The sequence below is a fragment of the Pseudomonas sp. P4_D7 genome, from assembly GCF_056401755.1.
In genome coordinates this window covers 74,171-95,588 of the sequence record NZ_JBFUIR010000025.1, presented here as the reverse complement: position 1 = coordinate 95,588, position 21,418 = coordinate 74,171, and the positions used below count along the sequence as shown (strand labels likewise).

Below are 21,418 nucleotides of genomic sequence, written 5' to 3'. Positions count from 1 at the left end.
CCGCCTGTCGCCGGGTCAATCGGTTGCCCATTTTTCACCGAGATCCAATAACCGTTTTCCAATCCTGAAAAAATGGGGACAGACCACATTTTCACTAGATGGTCGATTTTTTTGGCCGCCCCGGGCTCCCTCGCTGCACGCGACGACCGATGATTGCCTCGACATCAACAGCAAACTTTGAACCGCCAAAAACATTATTTCCATTGGTCGCGTCACGAAGCTGGTCAACCAACTCTGACTCTAAGTCATTTTTGAACAGTTCGCGGTAAGCGTTTGCCGGCTGCCCGCCCTGCCCTCCAAGCGCCAAATACTGAGCATGAGGGGTAACAATGTGCGACCGCTCTGATTGTGCGTTAACACGGTAACTTGACCAGCGATATTTTGCCGGATGATTTACCATTTTCGCTCTGACGGGATTCATTTCGATGTATCGATAACAGCACAACAAATATTGTTCACTCTCAACAAGGCATGAACGAAACCGGCCTTCCCGCAAACTTCCGCTGCGACTATACGTACGATTTATATATTGAACGTATCGCTGCCCGACACCTTTCATCAGCAGGCTTGCGCTGTTGGCACTATGAGGACTGACTAACAAATGAACATGATTGGTCATTAAGCACCACGCATGAATATCACAATTATTTTTAGAAGCGTGCTCGACCAAAAGCTCCAAATAAAAAAGGTAATCTTCCTCGGTAAAAAAACAGACAGATCTATTGTTTCCTCGCTGAATCAAGTGCAATGGTACGCCTGGTATCAAAACTCGGGGTCTACGCGGCATCGATGAATCCTTTCAATTGGTCGAACTGAAAGCTTAGCGGGCCGCACAGCACAAATGACGGCAAATTTTTACGTATTGTTGCAGTCAACTACATTAAACGTGGTCTGTCCCCTTTACCCCCTTTACCCTTTCCTCAGTACCCTTTCCTCAGGGTCTGCTCCCATTTCCCCTTGTCCCCATTTACCCGATCCCGGATGACTCTAGCTGGAGGCGATTTGCTAAGCCCCTTCGGTGTCTGCCTCTTTCATCTTTATCCGCAAGAGGTAAAACTTTTCAACAAAGCCATTTTATCAAGGTCCAGGCATGACACTTCAATCGATAACAATTCACCGCTTGATGAAACCCCAAAACTCACTGAACCATTTCTTACTAACTGAACAATGTCCTGCTGCACATCAAAGACGATACAAGCTCTATCGGCATCCACAAACAGATCAAATCCAACACTGAAATCATCTAAAAATCTATTTGAATAACTTTCACCACTCGCCCACCCATCCACACAAAAAAGCGGAACCCCGACATCAAACGCGCAACTTTTCGCCTGACATTCGTAATGCTGCAATGCCACAGAATGAATAGTTACAACAGTTACACTTACAATTTTCCCAGTGGAGGCACTTAAACCGACTTCCAAAAGAGAATCCTTACCATTGCCCGCACGCCAATAGAGGGGCGACGCATCGCGGCCCGACCCAAACCGAACTGTCAAAGGCACGTATTCATCGACTTCGACAACATTGTCTTCACACTCACCAATACTATTAATTTTCAGCATGATTATTTATAAAGTGCATGTTTAACTACCGGAAGCGGCTCTCCGGGACGACCAGCGCTGATAATCAATTCCCATCGCCCCACCTGCATTACCTCCCCATATTTAATTCCCTGTGCTGCAGCGTTGTTAAGAGCAATCTGGAAACTGCTCAGCATCGCTTGGCTAGCCAAGGAAGATGAATGCGAGAGCCCATTGCGCGTCAAAAACTCTTCCATATGCTTAGTGGCATTTGGATGAACCCAGAAACTACCACCATCTGTAGAAATTTCAAACGATTTCGGGATCGATGTACCACGCAACGAAGGGTCAGTAGGTTTGACCTTATCCCAAACTGTACTCGTTAATTTTCCTCCGCCCTTACCTCCACCCAGCATTCCCCCCATGACCGCTAACAGATCACTAAGCCATCCGGCTTTCTCAGGTGAAACCCCTCTATTTATCAAGTCCAACTGTGACTGCGCTTGAGTCAATGTCGTAATAGCGGAGTTATTTTGGAGCTGCAAGCGATGCAGATCCTCCTTGAACATCGAAGGAATATTATCGTCGAAATACATATGCGCGAGGCGTTCTTGCAGACTGTATCGATCGTGGAGTAAATCACCATAGTACTGAACACATTGTTCTGGACTGATTTTACACAAAGAGGCAAGAGCATCATCATCTGCAACCGACTGATTTCGAATATCTTTTTTGACCTTTTCGCAAGTTCCTTTTGATTCGCAGGTGCGTGCGGAGTTTTCAAAATCGTCTAGTTCTTGGTGCCCAGAAAAGTTAAATTGAGTCGCGTTATTGGTAATCCAAGCCGTTTGTTGCAACGTGCTTGCATCTGTATTACCTAAAGCGGTAGCCGAAAGAACTCCAACAATTTGCGACCCCATCAGCAATAAATTTGGATTGCCCTTGAACCAACTGCTCATCTCTTTAACGAGGGCCTCATTCGCACCAGCCGCCAACGCGCCAGTCGCAAAATCCCCACCGGTCATTTCCGACAACAACCCGCCAACCGCAGCATGAATGATGACTTTGCTCGCAGAACCATCATCGACCACACCTTGTGTGAGATCACCCACCAAGTTAAAGCTGAACGCAGCTACTGTATTGAAAAGCGCGGTTTGCAGCAGATCACCAATATCTGCATCGCCGCCCACTGCCTTGGTGATCAGCGCAGAAGTACCGCCTTGAAGGATCTGGCTTCCCGCGAACTTGCTTACACCTTCCCACGTAGCTAATGAGGTCCCGGCATATTTGCCGTTCGCGTCGAATTTCACGCCGGTTAGTTTGGTCAGATATTCAGACATCAATCCGGCCGTCAGCCCGGAAATCACATAGCCCTGCAGCGCATCGGATGAAGTCACGTCCGCGAACACCGCTCCAAGGTTTCCGCCGTTATTGATGAAGCTTGTCGTGGCATTCGTAGCCGCTCCGGTAGCCACAGCAGCAAAGGTTGCGGCCCAGAACGTGCCCATTCCGCTCAACGCTGTCAGGGCAGCCGGTCCGACGACGGCGGCCATGACGATCGCGATGATCATCTGCGATGCCGGACCAAGCCCCGAGTTGTTGTATTTGAACGACTCGTGAATCTCCTTCACAAGCCGCCAATCCACATCCCCCCGCGCCTCGGCTTCTTTCAACCATGCCAACTGCGGGTCAGCCTTGACCATGCTGTCGATGGTCTGGCTGACGGACTGCTGGTTCACATCCTTGATGTCGATTTTCAGACCGTCAACGGCCTTGATCACGATGTTGCCTTTGGCAATCATCTGGGTCTGGCGCAGGGTTTCGTCAGTGTTGCCGCGACCTTTTGAAGAGACCCAGGCGGCGTTGTTATTGGTCTTGGTGTGGCTTTCATTGTGAAGGTCTTTGACACCTTCAAAGGTGATCGCCCCACCGCTGTCCAGGGTGATGTCGTTACCACTTTCAAGCTTGGCAACCTGATAAAGCTGATCGCCCTTGCTCTTGAGCGTCAGATCGCCGCCAGACTTGATCTCGGAGCCGACATACTTGTTGTCGGTCACCTCGTCGTGCTGCATCTTCAGCTTGCCGAAGCTGCCCTTTTTCTTCTTGTCATACAGGGAGTAATCGGTGTCCTGCAGGGCCAGGATTTGCAGGTTGTCACCCGCAACCAGATAGGCTTCGTCTCCTGCAGTAACGCGACTGGAAATCACACTCAGGTCTTTACCCGCATCCAGTCTGACGTCACCGCCCGCGGTAATGCCGGACATGACCTGACTGACATGGTCTTCCTGGCGTGTCACCTTTTTGTTTTTGGACAGCGAGTGCTCCTCATCCGCCGCCGAGGTGATCACCATGTTTTCGACAGCTTTCATCGCCACATCACGCTTGGCATCGATGTCACTGGCAATGATATTGATGTCGCGCTTGGCGTCGGCCTTGAAGTCACGCCCGGCATCGATGTCGGCACCCAGTTGAGTGACGTCACTGCGGTTGTGCTTCGCGTCCAGATATACGCTGTTGTTGACTTGCACTGACGACACGTTAATGTCGCGACCGGCGTTCAACGCCATGTCGCGGCCGCTCGCCATCACGCCGCCGACGATATTGATATCCTTGGCCGCTTCGACAGTCAGGTCATTGGCTGCCTCGATCCGTGCCGCGCTATCGGCATAGTCATGTTGCTGAGTGCCAAATCGGGTGCTGTTGTCGGACGAGGTGATTGTCCTTTCGTTGATCACATCGCCCGTGCGCGTGGTCAGGCTGACATCGCGTCCGGCAATGATTCCGCCAGCCTTGTTGACGATGTTGTTGGTTGCCAACAGATCCAGACGATTGCCAGCCTCGATCGATCCACTGTTAACCAGATCCTTACCCGCCGTCGCCGACAGATTATTCGTCGCCTTCAACGTCCCGACGTTGTCCAGGTTCTCACCGGCAATCAGCGTCACATCATTACCGGCAATCAATGCCCCGGTCGGGCCCAAACGGCCATTGGCCTGCGCCAGATACACCACCGGCACCAGCACTTTTTCGCCATTCACTTCATGCTCTTCGAGCCAGACAATGTCGTGGGTCAGTGCCGCGACTTGCTGCGAGGTGAGACCGACGCCGACCGACAGGTTGAGTGCGTCCTTGCTGGCGATGGCGTTGTTCATCAGGTACTTGAACATGCCCTCGTTGGAGGTCTGGCCATCAAGGAAAGCCTGGCCGGTTCGGGCGGTGACGGCTTGCTGGATCAGGCGTTGTTCGTAGAGACCGTCGCCCAAGCGCTTGGCGCTCTGGTCGGGGTCATAACCGAGTTTTTCCAGCAGGTAGTCGGAGCTCATGAACGACTTGAGGTCGGTGAGTACCGGATTGGTTTCGATCAGGTATTTGTGCGCGCTGGACGGCGCCTTGGTGTCCGGCAGGCCGGCGACGCGGGTCACCGGGCGGTTGTCGATCGAGTCTTTGGCGTCGCTGCCAACACTCGGCGTGCGACGGAATGTATCGACTGCGCGGGTGCTGTCGGAGACCTGAGCCGGCGCGTCAATAAACAGATTGCGCGGACCGCCAGTGGTCGCGACGGCCACATGGTCCTGAGCACTGATCGCGCCACCGCCGACAGTCCAGGTCGGCGCTGGGCCGTTGCCGGACGACGCGGTGCTGCTGCCCTGCCCGCTCAAACGAAACAGGCCGTTTTCACCGGTGGGCAGGGAGAAGCCCGGCAAGCTCAGCGGATTGACTTGCTGCTGCGCAAGATCTGGCGGCAATTGGCTGTTGATGCGGACAACGGTGGTGCCACTCTTGCCGACGTTGGTGTCGGCGATTTTGTTAGTACCGCCAGCGGAGCTGTAGTCCTCATGGATAACGCTGTTTTCGACTTCCCGGGTGGCCGTGATCGAGACTTTGCCGCCCGCCTGGATGACCGCGTTGCGACTGGTGACTGTACCGGTGGAGCCGGTGCTGTCAGTGGGTAGCTCGATGGCATCGCCTTGCTGGTATGGCGCCAGTTCGCTCGGTAACGCAACCAGGTTATTGGGGTCGTACAGCGATGGCATCGAGGTTTCAAAGCCATATTTCAGCCCCGATAGCCCCCGACCATACTTGCGATCACTAACGATTTCGCCTGTTTCACTGTCTGTGAGAATAACGACTCGAAAGGTCTCTCCGTCTCGCCCGCCCTCCCTTTTACTGCCTGATTTCGCGATGGCTTTGCGCACCGTGCTATCAGGGGCGAGGTAATACACATACGGAAAATCGGGGTTGTTGTGCTGGTTGTAAGGCGCAACGTAGTCGGCCATGAAATTTTCCGTGCTGCCGCCCCCCATCTCAAAGGCGTAATTGCGGGTGACTTCGATAGTTCCGCTTTTTGCGCCAATGTTCTTCAGGCTCACGGCGTTAATATCGACGTTGCCACCGGCTGCCACGGTGCTTTTACTGTTGAGAAACGTGCCTCCCTGGAACACAAAATCCTTGCCGACGTTTAGAACGGCAGAGGCACTGACGTCAGTGTCGACACTTTCATAAATCTCACGGGAAGTGAGGAAGTTGCTGAAAGTACCTCCGACGCAGTCGCCACAGCTTGCCGCGATATACCCCGATATCAGCTTGCGTTCAGCCACCGTCGTCGGGCCTTCAGTTCGGTTCTCGAACACATCGGCATTGAGCGTGAACCCGCCCACGCTCTCCATCGAGCCGGAAATGTTGTAGACCCCGGCAGCCCTTGCCGCACCGCCATACCCGCCGATCAGGACATTGCCCAGACTGTAGGAATCACCGCTCTGGTTGGTCAATGTATTAACGCGAAGCGTCATGTCATTGCCGCTGAAAATCAGCCCGCGATCGTTGAGCAACGATGGCGTGTTGATGGACAGGTTCTGCGCTGCACCCAGGCTGCCGTAGTTGACAACGCTGCCGGCGTTGACGGTCAGATCTTCGCTAGATGATATGCGTCCCGAGTTGAGCAGTTGCCCACCGACGCGGAGGGTCGATGTCGCGCCTGCAGCGAAACTGCCGCCTGCACCAATGTTCATCTGTGCGACGGTCAGTTCGCTGCCACGCAGGCTGGTCAAGCGGCCGGTGCCCGCATAAACACCGCCCAACTGCATGTCGAGGGTGCCATCACTGGCGATGAGTCCGTTGTTGGTCCAGTTGCCGCCCCGAGCCTGCAAAGACTCCGAAGCCAGCAGTTTGCCGCTGGCGCTCTGGCTGAATTCGCGCACGTTCACGTTCAGGCGACCGGCCTGAATCGCGCTGGTGTTGTTCCAGCTATCGGCATTGAGTTCCAGCAGCCCACCGGTGACGATGCTGCCACCCGCGCCCAGCACATTGGCTGTGGAGATATCGAACTTGCCGCGCCCAACGTGGTTGAGCTGCCCGCCGCTGTTGAGGAAGCTGCCGACCGCCAGGGTCATGTTAGTGTTAGCGGTTTCCAGTACGCCATTGCGGTTGTCGAGCAAACCTGCAATCTGAAATTCGGTCTTGCCGGTGACGCCCAGCGAGCGCAGGCGCCCGTTCTGGTTATCGAGCGTTCCCGCTTTGACGCTCAGTTGTGTGTCGCTTTCGATGACGCCCGCGCCATTGCGCAGCGCACCGCTGAGGCCGAAGTCGATGCGCTCGGCGGCGATCTGTCCGCCACTGTTATCGAGGCTCGCGCCGGTAACACCCAGCAGTCCTTTCGCGTAAAGCACACCAGCGCTGTTATCCAGCGCAGCCGTGGTGATGCTGCTGTCTGCCGCTTGCGCCGAGATCCGTCCGCCGTTGTTGTTGAGGCCCGCCAATGCCGACAGCGTCAGGCTCTGCGCCTGAATGATGCCACCCTGACGGTTGTTGTTCAGGTCGAAACCATTGCGCAGAACACCAACCGTGCGCGCTTCCAGTGCACCCTTGATGCTGGCGAGCGTACCGCCACGGTTATCAATGTTGGCTGCCTTGATCAGCACATCACCGTTCTGGGCGATGACTTTGCCGCTCTGGTTGTCGAAATCGCCGCTGATTTCCAGAGTCAGCGCGCTGTCGCTCTGGATCGCGCCTTTGCCGTTAAGCAGCCTGGCCGCGTGCAGTTGCACATCGGCACTTTTACTGTAGATCAGGCCGTCGGCATTGTTGCTGACGGCGCCCGAGGCGGTGATCAGTAATTGGTTATTGGCGGCGACGGTGCCCTTGTTGCTGTTGTCCAGCGAGCCGGTACGCAGGTCCAGATTTTTCTGGCTGGCGAGCTGACCGTTCTGGTTATTCAGATCGGTTACACCCTTGATCAGCAGCGGGCCGGCAGCCGCGAGTTTACCGGTGTTGTTGTTCAGCTCACCGCTCAGGTTGAGGGTGATTGCATCGTTGCTGGCGATCTGTCCACCACGGTTGTCGAGGCTCGATGCGGTGGCGTTGAAGACCTGCTCTGCATTGATCACGCCGCCGATATTGCTGAACGCCGTGCTGACGATATCCAGCGCCGCAGCACTGGCAATCAGGCCGCCCTGATTGTTATTAAGCGCACCAGCCAGCGTCAGGGTCTGCCCTGCTCCACTGCTAAGGTTGCCCTTGTCGCTGTTATCGACGCTGCCAGCATTGACGCTCAGATTGCCCTGAGCGACCACGGCACCCGCGCCGCTGTTGAGTAGCGCCCCCTTGAGATCAACAGTGACATCGGCGAACTTGCTGGATAGCGTGCCGCTGTCGCGGTTATCGAGGCTGTCGCCGCTGACCGTGAGCCCTTGCCAGCCGGACAGCAGGCCTTTCTGGTTGATCAGTCCGGTGCCCCGTACGAGCAGCTTTTCACCGCTGATGATTTTACCGGCGCTGTTGTTTATCGTTCGGGCGATGAGGTCAAAACCGAGGTTGCTGGAGACTTCGCCGTTCTGGTTACTCAGATCGCGCAGGCGCTTGAGGGTCAGCGGGCCTTTGGCGGTGAGCAGACCGTTCTGGTTGTCGAGGTCGCCGCTGGCCAGATCCACGGTGAGCGATTTGTCACTCAGCAGTCGCCCACCGTTCTGGGTCAACGAGGTCAGTGTCAGATCAACGTCACCGTTGGCGGAGACTTCGCCATCGTTGCTGGAGTCAAGACCGGTCGCCTTCAGCGTCAGGTTGCCTTTGCTGTTGATCAAACCACTGTTGCGGTTATTGATCTCGGCACTGTCGATGTGCAGCGTTTGTGCAGCGCTGATCAACCCTCTGGCGTCGTTACGCAGTTGGCCGTCGACGGTGATGTCCAGATCGCCTCGACTGACCAGGCCACCACCGCCGTTGCTCACGCTTCCCGCGCGGACATCAATGGAAGCGGCGCCGATCATGCCCTTGACGTTATCCAGTGCTGCGGCAATGCGCAGAGTCAGGCCCTGATTGCTCAAAAGATTGCCGTTGCCGTTATCCAGACTTTGCGCGGTCAGCGTGAAGGCTTCCGCGCTGGAAATCGTCCCGCCCTGGTTGTTGACGCCGTTGAGTTGTTTGAGCAGCAGCGCGCCGGGGGCGTTGATCAAACCGCCGTTGTTCAACTGACCGTGATTCAAATCCAGGCTAAGACGCGTGTTGCTGAACAGCTTGCCGCCCTGTTGATCGAGACCTGTGACCGAAGCTGTCAGAGCGCCTTGACTACCGATAATGCCGTTACCGGCATTGGTGACCTGAGCGGCGATGAGGTTCAGGGTGTCGGCACTGCTGAGCAGGCCATTGCTGTTATCGAATGCGCCGGTGGTAACGGTGACTGCACCTTTACCGCTGAGCGTGCCCTGCTGACGGTTGTCGAGGCTGCCGCTTTCAATGACGAGTGCACCATCAGTAACAACCTTGCCGCCCTGGTTATCGATGCCACGACGGCTGACCAGTTTCAAATCGGCGGCACTGGAAAGACTGCCCTGGACGTTGTTCATCTGTGCAGTGTCGACCGTCAACGTCGATTCACTGCTGACCTTGCCCTGAGTGTTATCGAAGGCGTCGTCGGCGGTCAGGTGCATGGTTTGCTGACTGCGCAATTCACCGCCGTTGTTGGCCAGAGTACGCGCTTGCACAGTCAAGAGCGTGCCCGCATCGATCAGGCCTTTGTTGCGGTTGAGCACTTCATCGATGGTCAGCTTCAGCGCCTTGCCGGAGAACAGCTTGCCGCCATCGCTGTTGTCGAGTTTTTTACCGGTGAGCAGCAGATCGCTGTTGGTGCTGATTTCGCCGCCACGGTTATCCATTTCACCCACGGTCAGGGTCATGGCTTTGGTTGAACCCAACAGACCGTTTTGACGATTATCAAGTTGACCGGCGTTGAGTTTGAGCACACCGGTGGCGATCAACTTACCGTTCTGGTTGTCGGCGTGCTCTGCCAGCACGCTGACGTCCGATTTGCCGGCGACGTTGCCGCCACGGTTGTCCAGAATACCCGCCGTAAGCGAGAGCTGACCGTCGGCAATCACCGTGCCCGACTGATTATCCAACGTCTTGTCGGTGGTCAACAGCAACACGCCGCGACTGCTGATCAGGCCTTCGTGGTTATCGAGACTGGCGCTGTGGCTGTCCACAGAGGCGCCGGAAATCACACCTTTGACGTTGTTCAATGCTTGCGCCATGCGTAGCGTCAAGCCTTGTTGTCCGAGGAGTTGACCATTGCTGTTGTTGAACAGGCCAGTATCAATCCGGCTGTTTTGTTTACTGATGATCAGGCCTTTTTGACTGTTGTCCAGGCTTGCACTGTTGACGGCCAATAGGCTATCGGTGCTGATCGAACCTGCCCGATTCAGCAATACTCCCGCGCTGGTGATCGTGAGCTTGCCGGCACTGCTCAGGTTGCCGGTGCTGTTATCGATACGCCCGGCGTTGAGGGTCAGCGTACCTTCACTGCTGATGACGCCGCCAGCATTGGTCAGCGCATCATCAAGCGTAATCACCAAGCCATTGAGACTGCTGAAATTGCCGCCGCTGTTGTCCAGCCTTTGGCCGGTCAGGATCGTCGCGCCTTTGGCGGTGATCTCGCCCTTGTTGCGATTGTCGAGCAAGCCACTGACGCGCAGCGTCAGACCACCATCGCTGACCACCGAGCCGGCATCGCGGTTATCGACACTGGAGGCTTTGAGGTCTACCGCCCGCCCGGAACCGAGCACGCCATCACGGTTGTCCAGCGCTGCGCTCAGATCAATATTCAACCCGAGATCGCCAAGAATCTGACCGCTGCGGTTGTCCAGAGACCCGCCGGTGAGGGCGATGTTTTTTGCACTGAGCAAACCGTTCTGGTTGTTCAGGGTGGCGGCGTTGACCGTCAGATTGCGGCTGGCGAGCAAGCTCTTGCCGGTGTTGTCCAGATGCTGAGCGGTCAGGCTCAGATCGCCGCTGGCATTGCGGCTGCCGTCGGCGTTGACGCCGGCTTCGATGGCGCCGGCGTTGGTCAGTTGGCCGCCGGCGCTGAGGATGAGGTTGTCGCGGGCTGCGAGGGTCTGGCGGTTGGTCAGGTTGCCCTGGGTTTGCACGTTCAGCGCGGTGCCGGCGTAAACCGGGCCGCGTGCGTCGAGGCTGGCCGCCTTGACGTTGACCGCGCCGGTGGCCGAGGTGTCGGCCAGACTCAGTTGGCCGTTGGCATCGAGTTGAATATCACCGCCGCTGGCAATCAGCTTGCCGTCGAGCTTCACCCCGACGCCTGCTTCGGTGCCAACCAGTTTGATCGCCCCGGCGTACATGCCGCCGAGTGCCGAAGAATCGATGGCCAATTGCGGTTTCGCACTGCCGTCCTCGGCGCGTGCGGTGGCATTGAGGGTTTGTGCATTGACGTCGTTGCGACCGGCGACAATCGTCAGGTTCTGCGCCTGAAGTTGCGCATTGATCTTTGCGCTGCGGGTGATGATTTCAAAACGGTCGACGTTGGTCGCGTTGAGGCCCGCGCCCTCGATGGCCACAGAACCTTGATCAACCTGAAAGCGATCCAGCCGGCCGTTGTCGAGCACCGGTTTGCCAGTGGTCAGCGTCACCCATGGCGAGTTGATGAAACCGCAACCGTTGCAAGTAATGCCATAAGGGTTGGCGACAATCACCCGCGCCGACTGCCCCGCCACTTCGGTGTAACCGCGCAACTGGCTCGGGTTGCCACTGATGACTTCGTTGAGAATCGCCTGCGCCGAACCGCTGTTCTTCAGGTTCGGGTTGTCGACAATGTGCCCACCCAGTTGAGTGAGATTATTCTGCGTCGAGCCGTTATTGAGGATCAGCCCCTGCGCACCGACGTTGTAATCGTGGAACTGGTTATGCGACAGGCCGCTGGCATTGGGCGTGGCGATGTTGATGATGGGCACGCCATTGCCAGCGCGATCGAGCGAGGTGTTCGGGTTGGCCACCACGATGCCGTCGGCCTGCGCCCACATCGGTTGCCAGAACATGACGTTCGCCAACAGGAACGCCAACCCGCGTTTGGGCATGCCCAAGAAGGACTCACGTGTTTTCACGGCCGCAGACGGTTGTTCTGCAAGGAAGGCGAACTGACGAACATCCATGTCGATGGTCTCGAAAAGTTGTTTTTAGATAAAAAAGTCGAGGCGGAAATAGATCGGCGCTTCGCGCTCGGTCAGCGCGTCCGGCCGTTCCAGGGAATGGGCAAAGGTCACGCTGGCAGCCACGTGCTGACCACGGGCGAACAGCTCCAGCGAGTTGCTCGACATGCGCCCATGCTGATTGCCGTTGTAGCGATCACCACGGATCACGCCCTGGTCGTAGCCCAGGCTGGTGCCGTATTCGGCGAACACCGGTTGCAGCCATTCGGCGGTCACCGGGCGCGCCCAGCGCAGATCGTTGCGCCAGTAGCCACCGCTGTCGCCGGATAGCGACTGATCCTTGTAACCACGAATCGATGACGATCCGCCGAGGCTGGTGCGCTGCGGGCTAAATAGCACATCTTCACTGCGCTGACCGGTCATCAGGCTGCTGAAGCTGAACGATTCGCCCCACACCTTGAACGGTTGCAGGTAGCTCAAGGTCGCGGTGTATTTGCGGTAGCGGGCATCCGGTTCACCCGGACCAGGGTCGTGGCTACCCTGCGCGTCGAACGCACCGATGCCTTCCTGCATGCCGGCATCGAAGTTGACGAAGGCGCTGCCGATTCGACGACCATGGTTGATGCCGAACTGCGCTTCGCTGATGCGGTTGCTGCTCAGCTTGAGCTTGCTGTCTTCGATGAAGTTATTGGTGCGCAGGTACGACAGGCCGGCGCTGAGGGACGTCTTGCTGACGGCATCACGATGGACCACCCGCTCGGCGCGCAACTGATGGTTTTCGCTGTCGCCGGTCTGTTTGAAGTTGTAGCCATTGGCGGCGATTTGCGAGCGGTACTCGCTCTGGCTGTAGGTGTAGGTGAAATTCCACCAGCCCCACGGCAGGTTGTAATTGAGCATGGCGTTGTTGGAGGTGTGCTGGTGGTCGGTCATTGCATCGTGACCGCCGCGCAGGCTCAACTGATCGGCCAGGCCGAGCGGGCTGTCCCAGTCAAACGTGGTGCCCCACTGCTGCTCGCCGGTGCTGCGCTGGCCGTCGTTACTGCGTGACAGGCCGGCACGCCATGGTTTTTGCGGCGTGTTGGTGACCAGCACCTCGCTGCCACCGACGTTCTGGCCGGGCGCCAGTTCCATTTTTGCCTGGTTCGAAGGCAGACGATTGAGCTGATCGACCATTTGCTCGATCTCGCGCAGGTTGACCAGGTCACCGGTTTTGCCGGGAAAGGCCATGGCCAGTTCGCGCTCAGAGAGCTGGCTGTTATCCGCGCCCTTCATGCCTTCCAGTTTGCCTTCGACCACCAGCACTTGCAGGTGCCCAGTGGACAGATCTTGCTGCGGCAAGTAGGCGCGGCTGGTCACCAGGCCTTTCTCGATGTAGTGATCGGTGATGACCTTTAGCAGCTCGTTGAGCCGCGGCACGCCCAGGCATTCGCCGATGTAGGGTTTGAGCAGGCGAGTCTTGTCGCGCTCGGAAAGGCTGTCGGCGCCCTTGAGCTCGATGTCTTTGATCGGGAAGCAACGGGTGTCGGCGGGGGCTGCCGGTTGCGCAGGCCTGGCGTCTTTGCCGGGCAAATCCTTGAGCTCTTCGAGGCGCCGCTGCTGCTCTTCGAGCAAGCGATTCTGGCGATCACGGATAAGGTCGGTGTCGCCGGGTGTAGGGGCCGCAATGGCAATCTGGAGTGGAGACAGGCACAGCAACGCTACGCACAACCTCGCCACGAGGGCGGGTGAGGACATGTTCGATCCCTCGATACGAAAGTGACATCAAAATAGTGGCGCGATATTAGATGGCCATCATTTTGACGTCAAACAATCGTTTCGACCTCTTGTCGGGTTTGTAACGAGGAATGTACAAATGGGATCGCAGTCCCGCGAGGCATACCCTGATTAAGCAGCGCCGCCTCTCAGTGTTCAACACCCAGCCGCGTCGCGACGTCTACCGGAGCCAGCGACCGACCATCTGCCGAGATCAATTCCAGCTTGCGAATCGGCTGACGATCCTTTGCATCAACCATCACCGACCCCGGCTCACCCGGCGCGTACATGAATTCTCCGCCCCACTGCGACAGCGCGACGATCACGGTCTGCAAGGCTTTGCCGCGCTCAGTCAGCACGTATTCCTTATAAGCGCCGCCGTCGGCGGCTGGCAGCGCTTGCAAAATCCCCTGCTCCACCAGCCCCTTGAGGCGCGCGCTGAGCATGTTTTTGGCGATATCCAGACTCTTCTGGAAATCATTGAAACGCCGGATGCCATCCAGCGCATCACGAATGATCAGCAGCGACCACCAGTCACCGATCAGGTCCAGCGTGCGGGCGACCGGGCAGGCATTGCCCTGCAGACTTTTGCGTTTCACGTAAACGTACTCCCTCGATTCAGTGGGCGACCGGGCGGCCTTGAGTTGCATCATACAACTCTGGCGCGGATCCACGACCTAGCTGACCTAAAACCAGCACCTGCATACAAGTAGCCGGATCGCTTTGCGTTGATAGTGAATGTCGCCATTTCGGCATCACTCGCGATCCCTGACGCAGGAGTTTCCATGAGCACCTTCACCACGCAAGACGGTACCGAGATTTACTACAAGGATTGGGGCAGCGGTAAACCTGTGCTGTTCAGCCACGGCTGGCCGCTGGATGCCGACATGTGGGAATACCAGATGGAATACCTGAGCAGCCGTGGCTATCGCACCATTGCCTTTGATCGTCGTGGTTTCGGCCGTTCCGATCAGCCGTGGACCGGATATGACTACGACACCTTCGCCGATGACATCGCGCAGCTGATCAACCATTTGGACCTGCGTGACGTGACGCTGGTGGGCTTTTCCATGGGCGGCGGCGACGTCAGCCGCTACATCGCCCGGCATGGCAGCGAGCGCGTTGCCGGTCTGGTGTTGTTGGGCGCGGTGACACCGCTGTTCGGCAAGAAAGCCGACTTCCCGCAGGGCGTCGATAATTCAGTGTTTGACGGCATCAAGGCCGGCCTGCTGCAGGATCGTGCGCAGTTCATCGCCGATTTCGCCGCGCCGTTCTATGGCACCAATCAAGGCCAGAAAGTCTCCGACGGCGTGCTCACGCAAACGCTGAATATCGCTCTGATGGCCTCGCTCAAAGGCACCGTGGATTGCGTCACGGCGTTCTCGGAAACCGACTTCCGCCCGGACATGGCCAGGATCGACGTGCCGACGCTGGTGATTCATGGCGACGGCGACCAGATCGTGCCGTTCGAAACCACCGGCAAACAGGCGGCGGCGCAGATCAAGGGCGCTGAACTGAAGGTTTACGCCGGGGCGCCACACGGTTTTGCGGTGACGCATGCGCAGGCCTTGAATGAGGATCTGCTGGCGTTTCTCAAACGCTGAGAGGCATTGCGTCTGGATTTGATTCACCGTGCGCTGGGTCCGATTCCTTGATTGCCAAATGCCGTCCACGAAAAAGGCGCCCCCTTCCTGAGGTGGGCGCCTTTTTACCGGTTGCCGATTCAAACCACGCCGACAAAGTCACTCGCTGTCAGCGCAACATGCCCAACCAGATCGATTTGAATATCCGCTCCAGATCCCGTGTTTACATTGCCCTCCACATAGGTGTGATCCACGCCGCCAACGTTCACGAAGTGATACTTCAGTTGTGACTGATTACTGAACTCGGTACCCACGCCATTCCATTCGCCGAGGAACGTGAAATCCTGATTACCGGCCGAGCCGGCGCCGGAAGTTCGCGAGTCAATCAGTGACAGATCAATATGATCCTGCCCCTGAGTGAAATCATTGATGACATCGCGCGTGAAAATCGTCGTTCCCGAGTCGCCTGTGGCAGAGAACACAAACAAATCATTGCCTGCGCCGCCAGACAGGATGTCGCGATTGCCGCCGCCTTCGAGCGTGTCATTGCCACCTCCGCCGGCGAGTGTGTCGCTGCTGCCCTGCCCCGTCAGGACGTTGTTGCCAGCATCGCCAGTCAAGGTGTTGGCACCGCTGCTGCCGATCACGTTTTCAACGTTGATCAGTGTGTCGCTACCGGTCTGCGAGCTGCTCGCCAAGCCGGTCGCCAGGTTGACCGTGGCATTGGCCGACGTGCCCGACAAGTCGTATGTATCGTTGTCGCCACCGCCGTCATAGGTGTCATTGCCGTCGTTGACCGACGCGCGCAGAGTGTCATTGCCCTGGCCACCAAACACACTGTCCAGGCCTTGACCGCCGACCAGCGTGTCGTTACCGCTGCCACCGTCCAGCCAGTCATTGCCGCCCTGACCTTGCAGTACGTTGCTGGCGCCGTCGCCCTGGATATGATCATTGCCGGAACTGCCGTTGACGTTCTCAATGCCGGTCAATGTGTCACTGCCGGTCTGTGTGCTGGTCGAGGTGCCCGCCTGCAAGTCCACAGTGGCTGCCGCCGAAGTGGCTGACAGATCATAGGTGTCGGTGCCGGTGCCGCCGTCATAATGGTCATTACCATCGTTGAGCGACGCCAGCATCGTGTCGTTGCCAGCACCACCGGACAGCGTGTCATTGCCGGCCAGCCCGGTGAGCTGGTTGTTGCCACTGTTGCCGGTGATGACGTTGTCCAGAGCGTTCCCGGTGCCATTGATATTGGCCGAGCCGAGCAAGGTCAAGTTCTCGACGTTGGCGCCCAGGGTGTAACTGATCGACGACGTCACAGTGTCGGTGCCCTCATTGAGGTTTTCCTGCACCACATCGCCATTGGCGTCGACCACGTAGATGTCGTTGCCGGCATTGCCACGCATCGTGTCGTTGCCGCTACCGCCATCCAGCAGATCCGAGCCGAGGCCACCATTGAGCACATCGTTGCCCGAGTAGCCCATCAGGATGTCCTGATAGTTGGTGCCATTGAGGGTGTTGCTGAAGAAGTTGGTGCCTTCGATAAAGCGTCCGACCGCTTCCGTCGGATCTGAAGTCAATTGCTCCACGGTGCCGTTATTGTCGGTGTAGGTGGTCAGCACTCGCACCTGTTGACCGAACTGTGCCGAAGTCGGAGCAAATGTCGAAGCATTCGCGCCGGCGATGTTCAGCCACGCAGCGCCTGCCAGTGCCTGCCATTGATAGGAGAAGCCGCTTGATCCGGGTAAACCGTCGGCATCCTGAATCGCCGAGGTGTTCGCGGTCAGCCGGTATTGCGCCGGCACCGGCCGAGCGGGCGTGGTCGGCGCGGTGGCAAATCCGGACACAGCGACATTGCCGGTCGGTAGATGGTTATTGATGCTCAGATTGACCGTGCGATCGGCAAAACGCAGTTTTTCCACACCGATCACGATGTCAGTGCCGTCGACATTGGCCGCCCCCACACGAAGATCGACGACTTTGAACGCCGTGATCAACTCGCCACCCGGACGGGTGTCGGTGAACTTGGTGATGCTGTAGTCGGCGAAGTTGCCACTGAGGATTGCGGTATCGGCTGCACCATCCGCCGTGCCGGGTGCGGCGTGATTGTCGCCCAGAATGAAATCCGGACGGCTGGCCTGCAGGCTAGTGAAATGCTCGGCAAAGCCCTGGCTGGCGAGCAAGTGATTGAGGTCGGCAAGTTTGATCGAATCGCCGACAATCACATCATTGCCACCGTTGCCTTGGGCGACATCATCGCCGCTGCCGCCAATCAGCCAGTTCTCGGTCGTGTTGCCGATCAGGCCGGCCGTCGGATTGGCCGGCGAGGCGCTGTTGGGCCGACTGTCACTGAAGCGCGAACCGATCAGCCCTTCAATGTCGGTGAGCAAGGCGTTGAACGGCTGGAACAGCACGCCGGTACCCGGAGCGGCGACGATGTTCTGGTTGTTCAGGTCCGCCGCCGCATCCAGCGCGATGTTCACGTCGCTGAACGCGGCAATGTCGAAGCCGACATCACCAATGGCCTCATCGCCATCGCCCTGGCCGGGAGCACCACCGAGCCCCGGCAGCAAAATGTCGTCGCCGGCACCACCAAATTCCTGGTCACCAGTGGAGCCGCCGGAAATGATGTCGTCGCCGTCTTCGCCGAAGAGGATGTCCGGGCCGTCGCCGCCATAGATTTCATCGTTGCCGTCGCCGCCATGCACCAGGTCGGTGTCGCCACCGGCGTCGATATAGTCGTTACCAGCGCCACCGTACAGCTCATCAATACCGGCTTCGCCATAGAGGTGATCATTGCCGTTGCCGCCGATGACCACGTCCAGGGCTCCAGCGCTGGTACCGGCATAGATCGTGTCGTCACCCTCACCGCCATCGAGGAAGTCCTCGATGTCGCCACCGTAGATCACGTCGTTACCGTCGCCGCCGTAGATATGGTCGGCGCCGGCCTTGCCATCAAGGATGTCGTCGCCGCCCTCGCCGTAGATCGTATCGTCGCCGTCACCGGCATCGAGCCAGTCGTTGTAGTCAGTACCGACCAGCACCTCGTGAGAGTTGTAGCCCACGGCTGCGGTGCCGTCAGGGTTCTCGCCCTGATCCGGCCGATAGTCACGGATGTAGGTTTGCGCGGTGTGCGTTTCCGGATTGCTCAGGCTCACCAGCAAGCCGTTGCCACCGATCCCGCCGACGCCCCCGGTGGAGTAGACCCCCATGTGATTGGCTTCGATCAGCGTGCCGTACTTGTGTTCGCTCTTGTACGCGGTCGCGCTGGAACCGGAGTCGGTGTAGCTCAACTCGACGTAGCTGTCGGCATAGCCAAACACATCACCGGCCAGGTGCCGCGCGTCGGTGGTGCGTTCGATGATGTCCTTGAACTGCTCGGTGACCACCTGCTCGTTGAGGTTGGTCATCGCTGGCAAGCCGAGGTCGAGGCGGAACAGGTAGTAGAAGCGGTCGCCGTCCATCAGCCGTTCCATCTGGTCTTCGAAGATGGCGTTGAAGGTGGTGCCCAGTTGCCCGGTGTACACATGTTTTTCCGCCAGCCCGCCGATCCACAGATCGATCGCGTTGTAACCGTCATAACCGGCCACGTGATTGCCGGCAGGATCTGCCGCACCGGAGAGGAAATAGGCCGCTTGCTCTGCCGTCACACTGCCGCCGGCATAGTTGGTGGTCAGGCCGGTTGCATCTGCATCGATAATGGCCTGGGCGTGCGCAATATCACCGTCGAACGAATAGGCCGCAATGAAGTTCACCAGCGACTCGGGGTGAATCATGTTGTTGGCGAAGTCGCTCCAGCTGGTATAGGGCGTCAGGCCGTCAACGATCAGGTTGGTGTGGTGCTGCGCACCGGCCGGTGACGCCCGTTCGGCGATCAACGCATCGTGGATCTGCTGCCGCGCCTGGTTCAGGGTTGGCAGCCCCAGATCCCGACCGCGTGCCAGGTTGATGGTCGCCAGATCCAATGGCTGGCCGAGCAAACCTTGCTGCAGCGCCGGGGTAACGAACTCATCGATTTCGTTGCTGATCTGCCGGGTCATGCCCAGCGCAATCGCGGTCGGCCCCACTTCGGCAAAACCACCCGGATTGAGGAAGGCCTGCTCCAGCGCATAGTGGGTGATTGCGCCCGTCAGGTCGTAGCCGCCACTGGCGTTTTTCTCCAGCGCGTCGATGGTTTCGCGCAGTTGCGAGTGGCCGAAGCGGAACGCGGCCTGACCGTATTCCAGCGAGATATTGGTGTTGATGCCCGAGTCATAGGTGACGAATTCGGGCAGGTCCGGCGTGATCAGCCGAGCGTACTGGTCGATCGCCACATGCTGATATTCCATCTCCACGGTGAGCTTGGCGGCATAGAACAGCTTGTCCTGATCCCAAGACACCGTAACGCCATCGGCCAAGCTGAAGTTGCCATTGGCATCGGTGTAAAAACCGCCGCTGCCATTGCTGATCTGAACTTGCCAGTTATGCCGGACATTGACGTCGGTCTGGCTCAGCACTTCGTTCTGCAGGTTGATCAGCTGCACGTTGTGGTCTTCGTGGAACACGTGATGGATCGCCGTGAGACCGAAGTTTTCGTTCACCCGCCCGTCGCCGGCAATGTAGTGATCACCGACCGACTGCAGCAACAACTCGTTGGCCACCGCGTAATCGGCACTGCCCGGCGCCGAGCTGATGGTGAAATCGGCAAAGTTGACGAAACTGAACAGATTCTTCGGCCCGGCATTATCGTAATTGACGACCATGCCGTAAGGGTTATTGGCGTCGAAGGTGATGCTGGTGATATGTGAGTCCAGCGACATCAGGCGGGCCTGGTCGATATGCGCGTCATCGAAGTGCGGGTTCATGTCCAGCAACAGCGCCTCACGGGTGTACACCACCTGCACCCCAGCCGTGTTGGGATCGGCATCGAGCACATGGCCATGGGCATCGCGCACGCGGAAGTTGGCGATGTCGTCCCAGGTCAGATCATCACGACCGGTGGCCAGCACATGGGCACGCAATTCGCTCAGCGTCGGCAGGGTTTGGTGGGTCAGCACGCCGTTGAGTGTCCAGGCCGCTTCATCGCTCAGGGTCGTGCCATCGAACAGCGCTGCGCCGGCGATAAATTGCCCCGGATGATTCGGATCCGCCACCCACTGGCGCAACAACTGCGTGACGGCGTCATTGGAGCCGTAGGTCTGGTTTTGATCAATGTAGGGCGAGTCGAGGTTGACGTACTGCGCCTGCCCTTGGCCGTCCACTTCAGCCACGGAGGCCCGATGAACCTTGATCGAATACACCGGCTGCCCGTCCGGCCCGATCGTACCGTAGAGCGGATCGTCCGGCGCCAGCGGAATGGTGATCGTCGCGTTCTGATTGGGCTTGTTGATGAAGTCCAGCCCGTGGTCGAAGAACTGTCCGAACAGGGTGAACCAGCCCGTGGTCGACGGGTCGCCCGACACAGTGTTCTGGTTACGGATGTAGTACTGACCGGAGTCTGGAGCACTGGTGTCGACTTCACCAATGGTGCCGAGGATGCCGGGATCGGTGACGATCGCCACGCCCGTGGCGGTGTGCTGGATATGGCCATTGGCGTCTGTGGCAAAGGTGACGCCGCCGCTGACGATGGTCTGGCTGATCATCCGTGGCGTGTAGTCCACCAGCGATGCTGTCGGATCGCTATAGAGTGAACTACTGTCAGACATGGGCGTGGCGCCTGCCGGAACGCCAGCGCCGGTCAAGGCGTCGTTACTCAGGTTTTGCTGAACGTAGTGACTGTAATCGGAATGGGTCAGCCGGATGAAGTTCTGACCGAAACTGCCCCAACTCTGTCCATCCTGGGTCAGGTTGTTGAAGTGGCCCGAGACGTTGCGCAGACCGATCGGATCGCGGGCGCCGTTGTACCAGACAGTTTCCCCGGGCGGTGTGTCGAGGGGATTGAAACTGCCAAGCAAACCGAGCACATGGACGTTGCCATCGGAACCGTCATAGCCGTAGAGCGGCTGGCCGGCGCTGTCGTAGCCAACGATATGGATAGTCGGAAATGACACTTGCTGCTCAAGGAACGAAACATCGTTGGCATTGAGGGTGAAGCGCTTTAGCTGGTACATGGCAAACTCCGGATATCCGTTGGCTCGCAAGGTTTTTCAACCGACTT

7 protein-coding genes are annotated in these 21,418 nt (G+C 57.9%); 1 reads left to right on the top strand and 6 read right to left on the bottom strand.

Going from position 1 to position 21,418, the window contains the following annotated elements:
- Positions 1 to 94: 94 nt before the first annotated feature.
- From AC1DVF_RS17380 to AC1DVF_RS17360, 5 genes are all read right to left on the bottom strand, one after another.
- Complete coding sequence (locus AC1DVF_RS17380; protein WP_477782853.1) at positions 95 to 787, bottom strand: transposase; 693 nt, start codon at positions 785 to 787, stop codon at positions 95 to 97.
- A gap of 250 nt (positions 788 to 1,037) precedes the next feature.
- Positions 1,038 to 1,565 carry a hypothetical protein gene (locus tag AC1DVF_RS17375; protein WP_477782852.1) on the bottom strand — a complete coding sequence of 176 codons (528 nt, stop codon included), beginning with the start codon at positions 1,563 to 1,565 and terminating at the stop codon, positions 1,038 to 1,040.
- A 2-nt stretch (positions 1,566 to 1,567) separates the two neighbouring features.
- Complete coding sequence (locus tag AC1DVF_RS17370; protein WP_477782851.1) at positions 1,568 to 11,953, bottom strand: two-partner secretion domain-containing protein; 10,386 nt, start codon at positions 11,951 to 11,953, stop codon at positions 1,568 to 1,570.
- Between the two features lie 24 nt (positions 11,954 to 11,977).
- Positions 11,978 to 13,684: a ShlB/FhaC/HecB family hemolysin secretion/activation protein gene (locus AC1DVF_RS17365; RefSeq protein ID WP_477782850.1), complete on the bottom strand. Its 1,707-nt coding sequence runs from the start codon at positions 13,682 to 13,684 to the stop codon at positions 11,978 to 11,980.
- A gap of 167 nt (positions 13,685 to 13,851) precedes the next feature.
- The gene (locus tag AC1DVF_RS17360) at positions 13,852 to 14,301 is read right to left on the bottom strand and encodes a winged helix-turn-helix transcriptional regulator (protein ID WP_477782849.1); all 450 of its coding nucleotides are present in this window, start codon (positions 14,299 to 14,301) and stop codon (positions 13,852 to 13,854) included.
- A 186-nt stretch (positions 14,302 to 14,487) separates the two neighbouring features.
- Between AC1DVF_RS17360 and AC1DVF_RS17355 the strand changes: the two genes are divergently transcribed.
- A complete protein-coding gene (locus tag AC1DVF_RS17355; RefSeq protein ID WP_477782848.1) occupies positions 14,488 to 15,306 on the top strand; it encodes an alpha/beta fold hydrolase in 819 nt (272 codons plus the stop codon).
- A 119-nt stretch (positions 15,307 to 15,425) separates the two neighbouring features.
- Here the strand turns inward: AC1DVF_RS17355 and AC1DVF_RS17350 are convergent, their stop codons facing one another.
- Positions 15,426 to 21,371, bottom strand: coding sequence for a peroxidase family protein (locus AC1DVF_RS17350; RefSeq protein ID WP_477782847.1), 5,946 nt, complete (start codon positions 21,369 to 21,371; stop codon positions 15,426 to 15,428).
- Between the last annotated feature and the right edge of the window lie 47 nt (positions 21,372 to 21,418).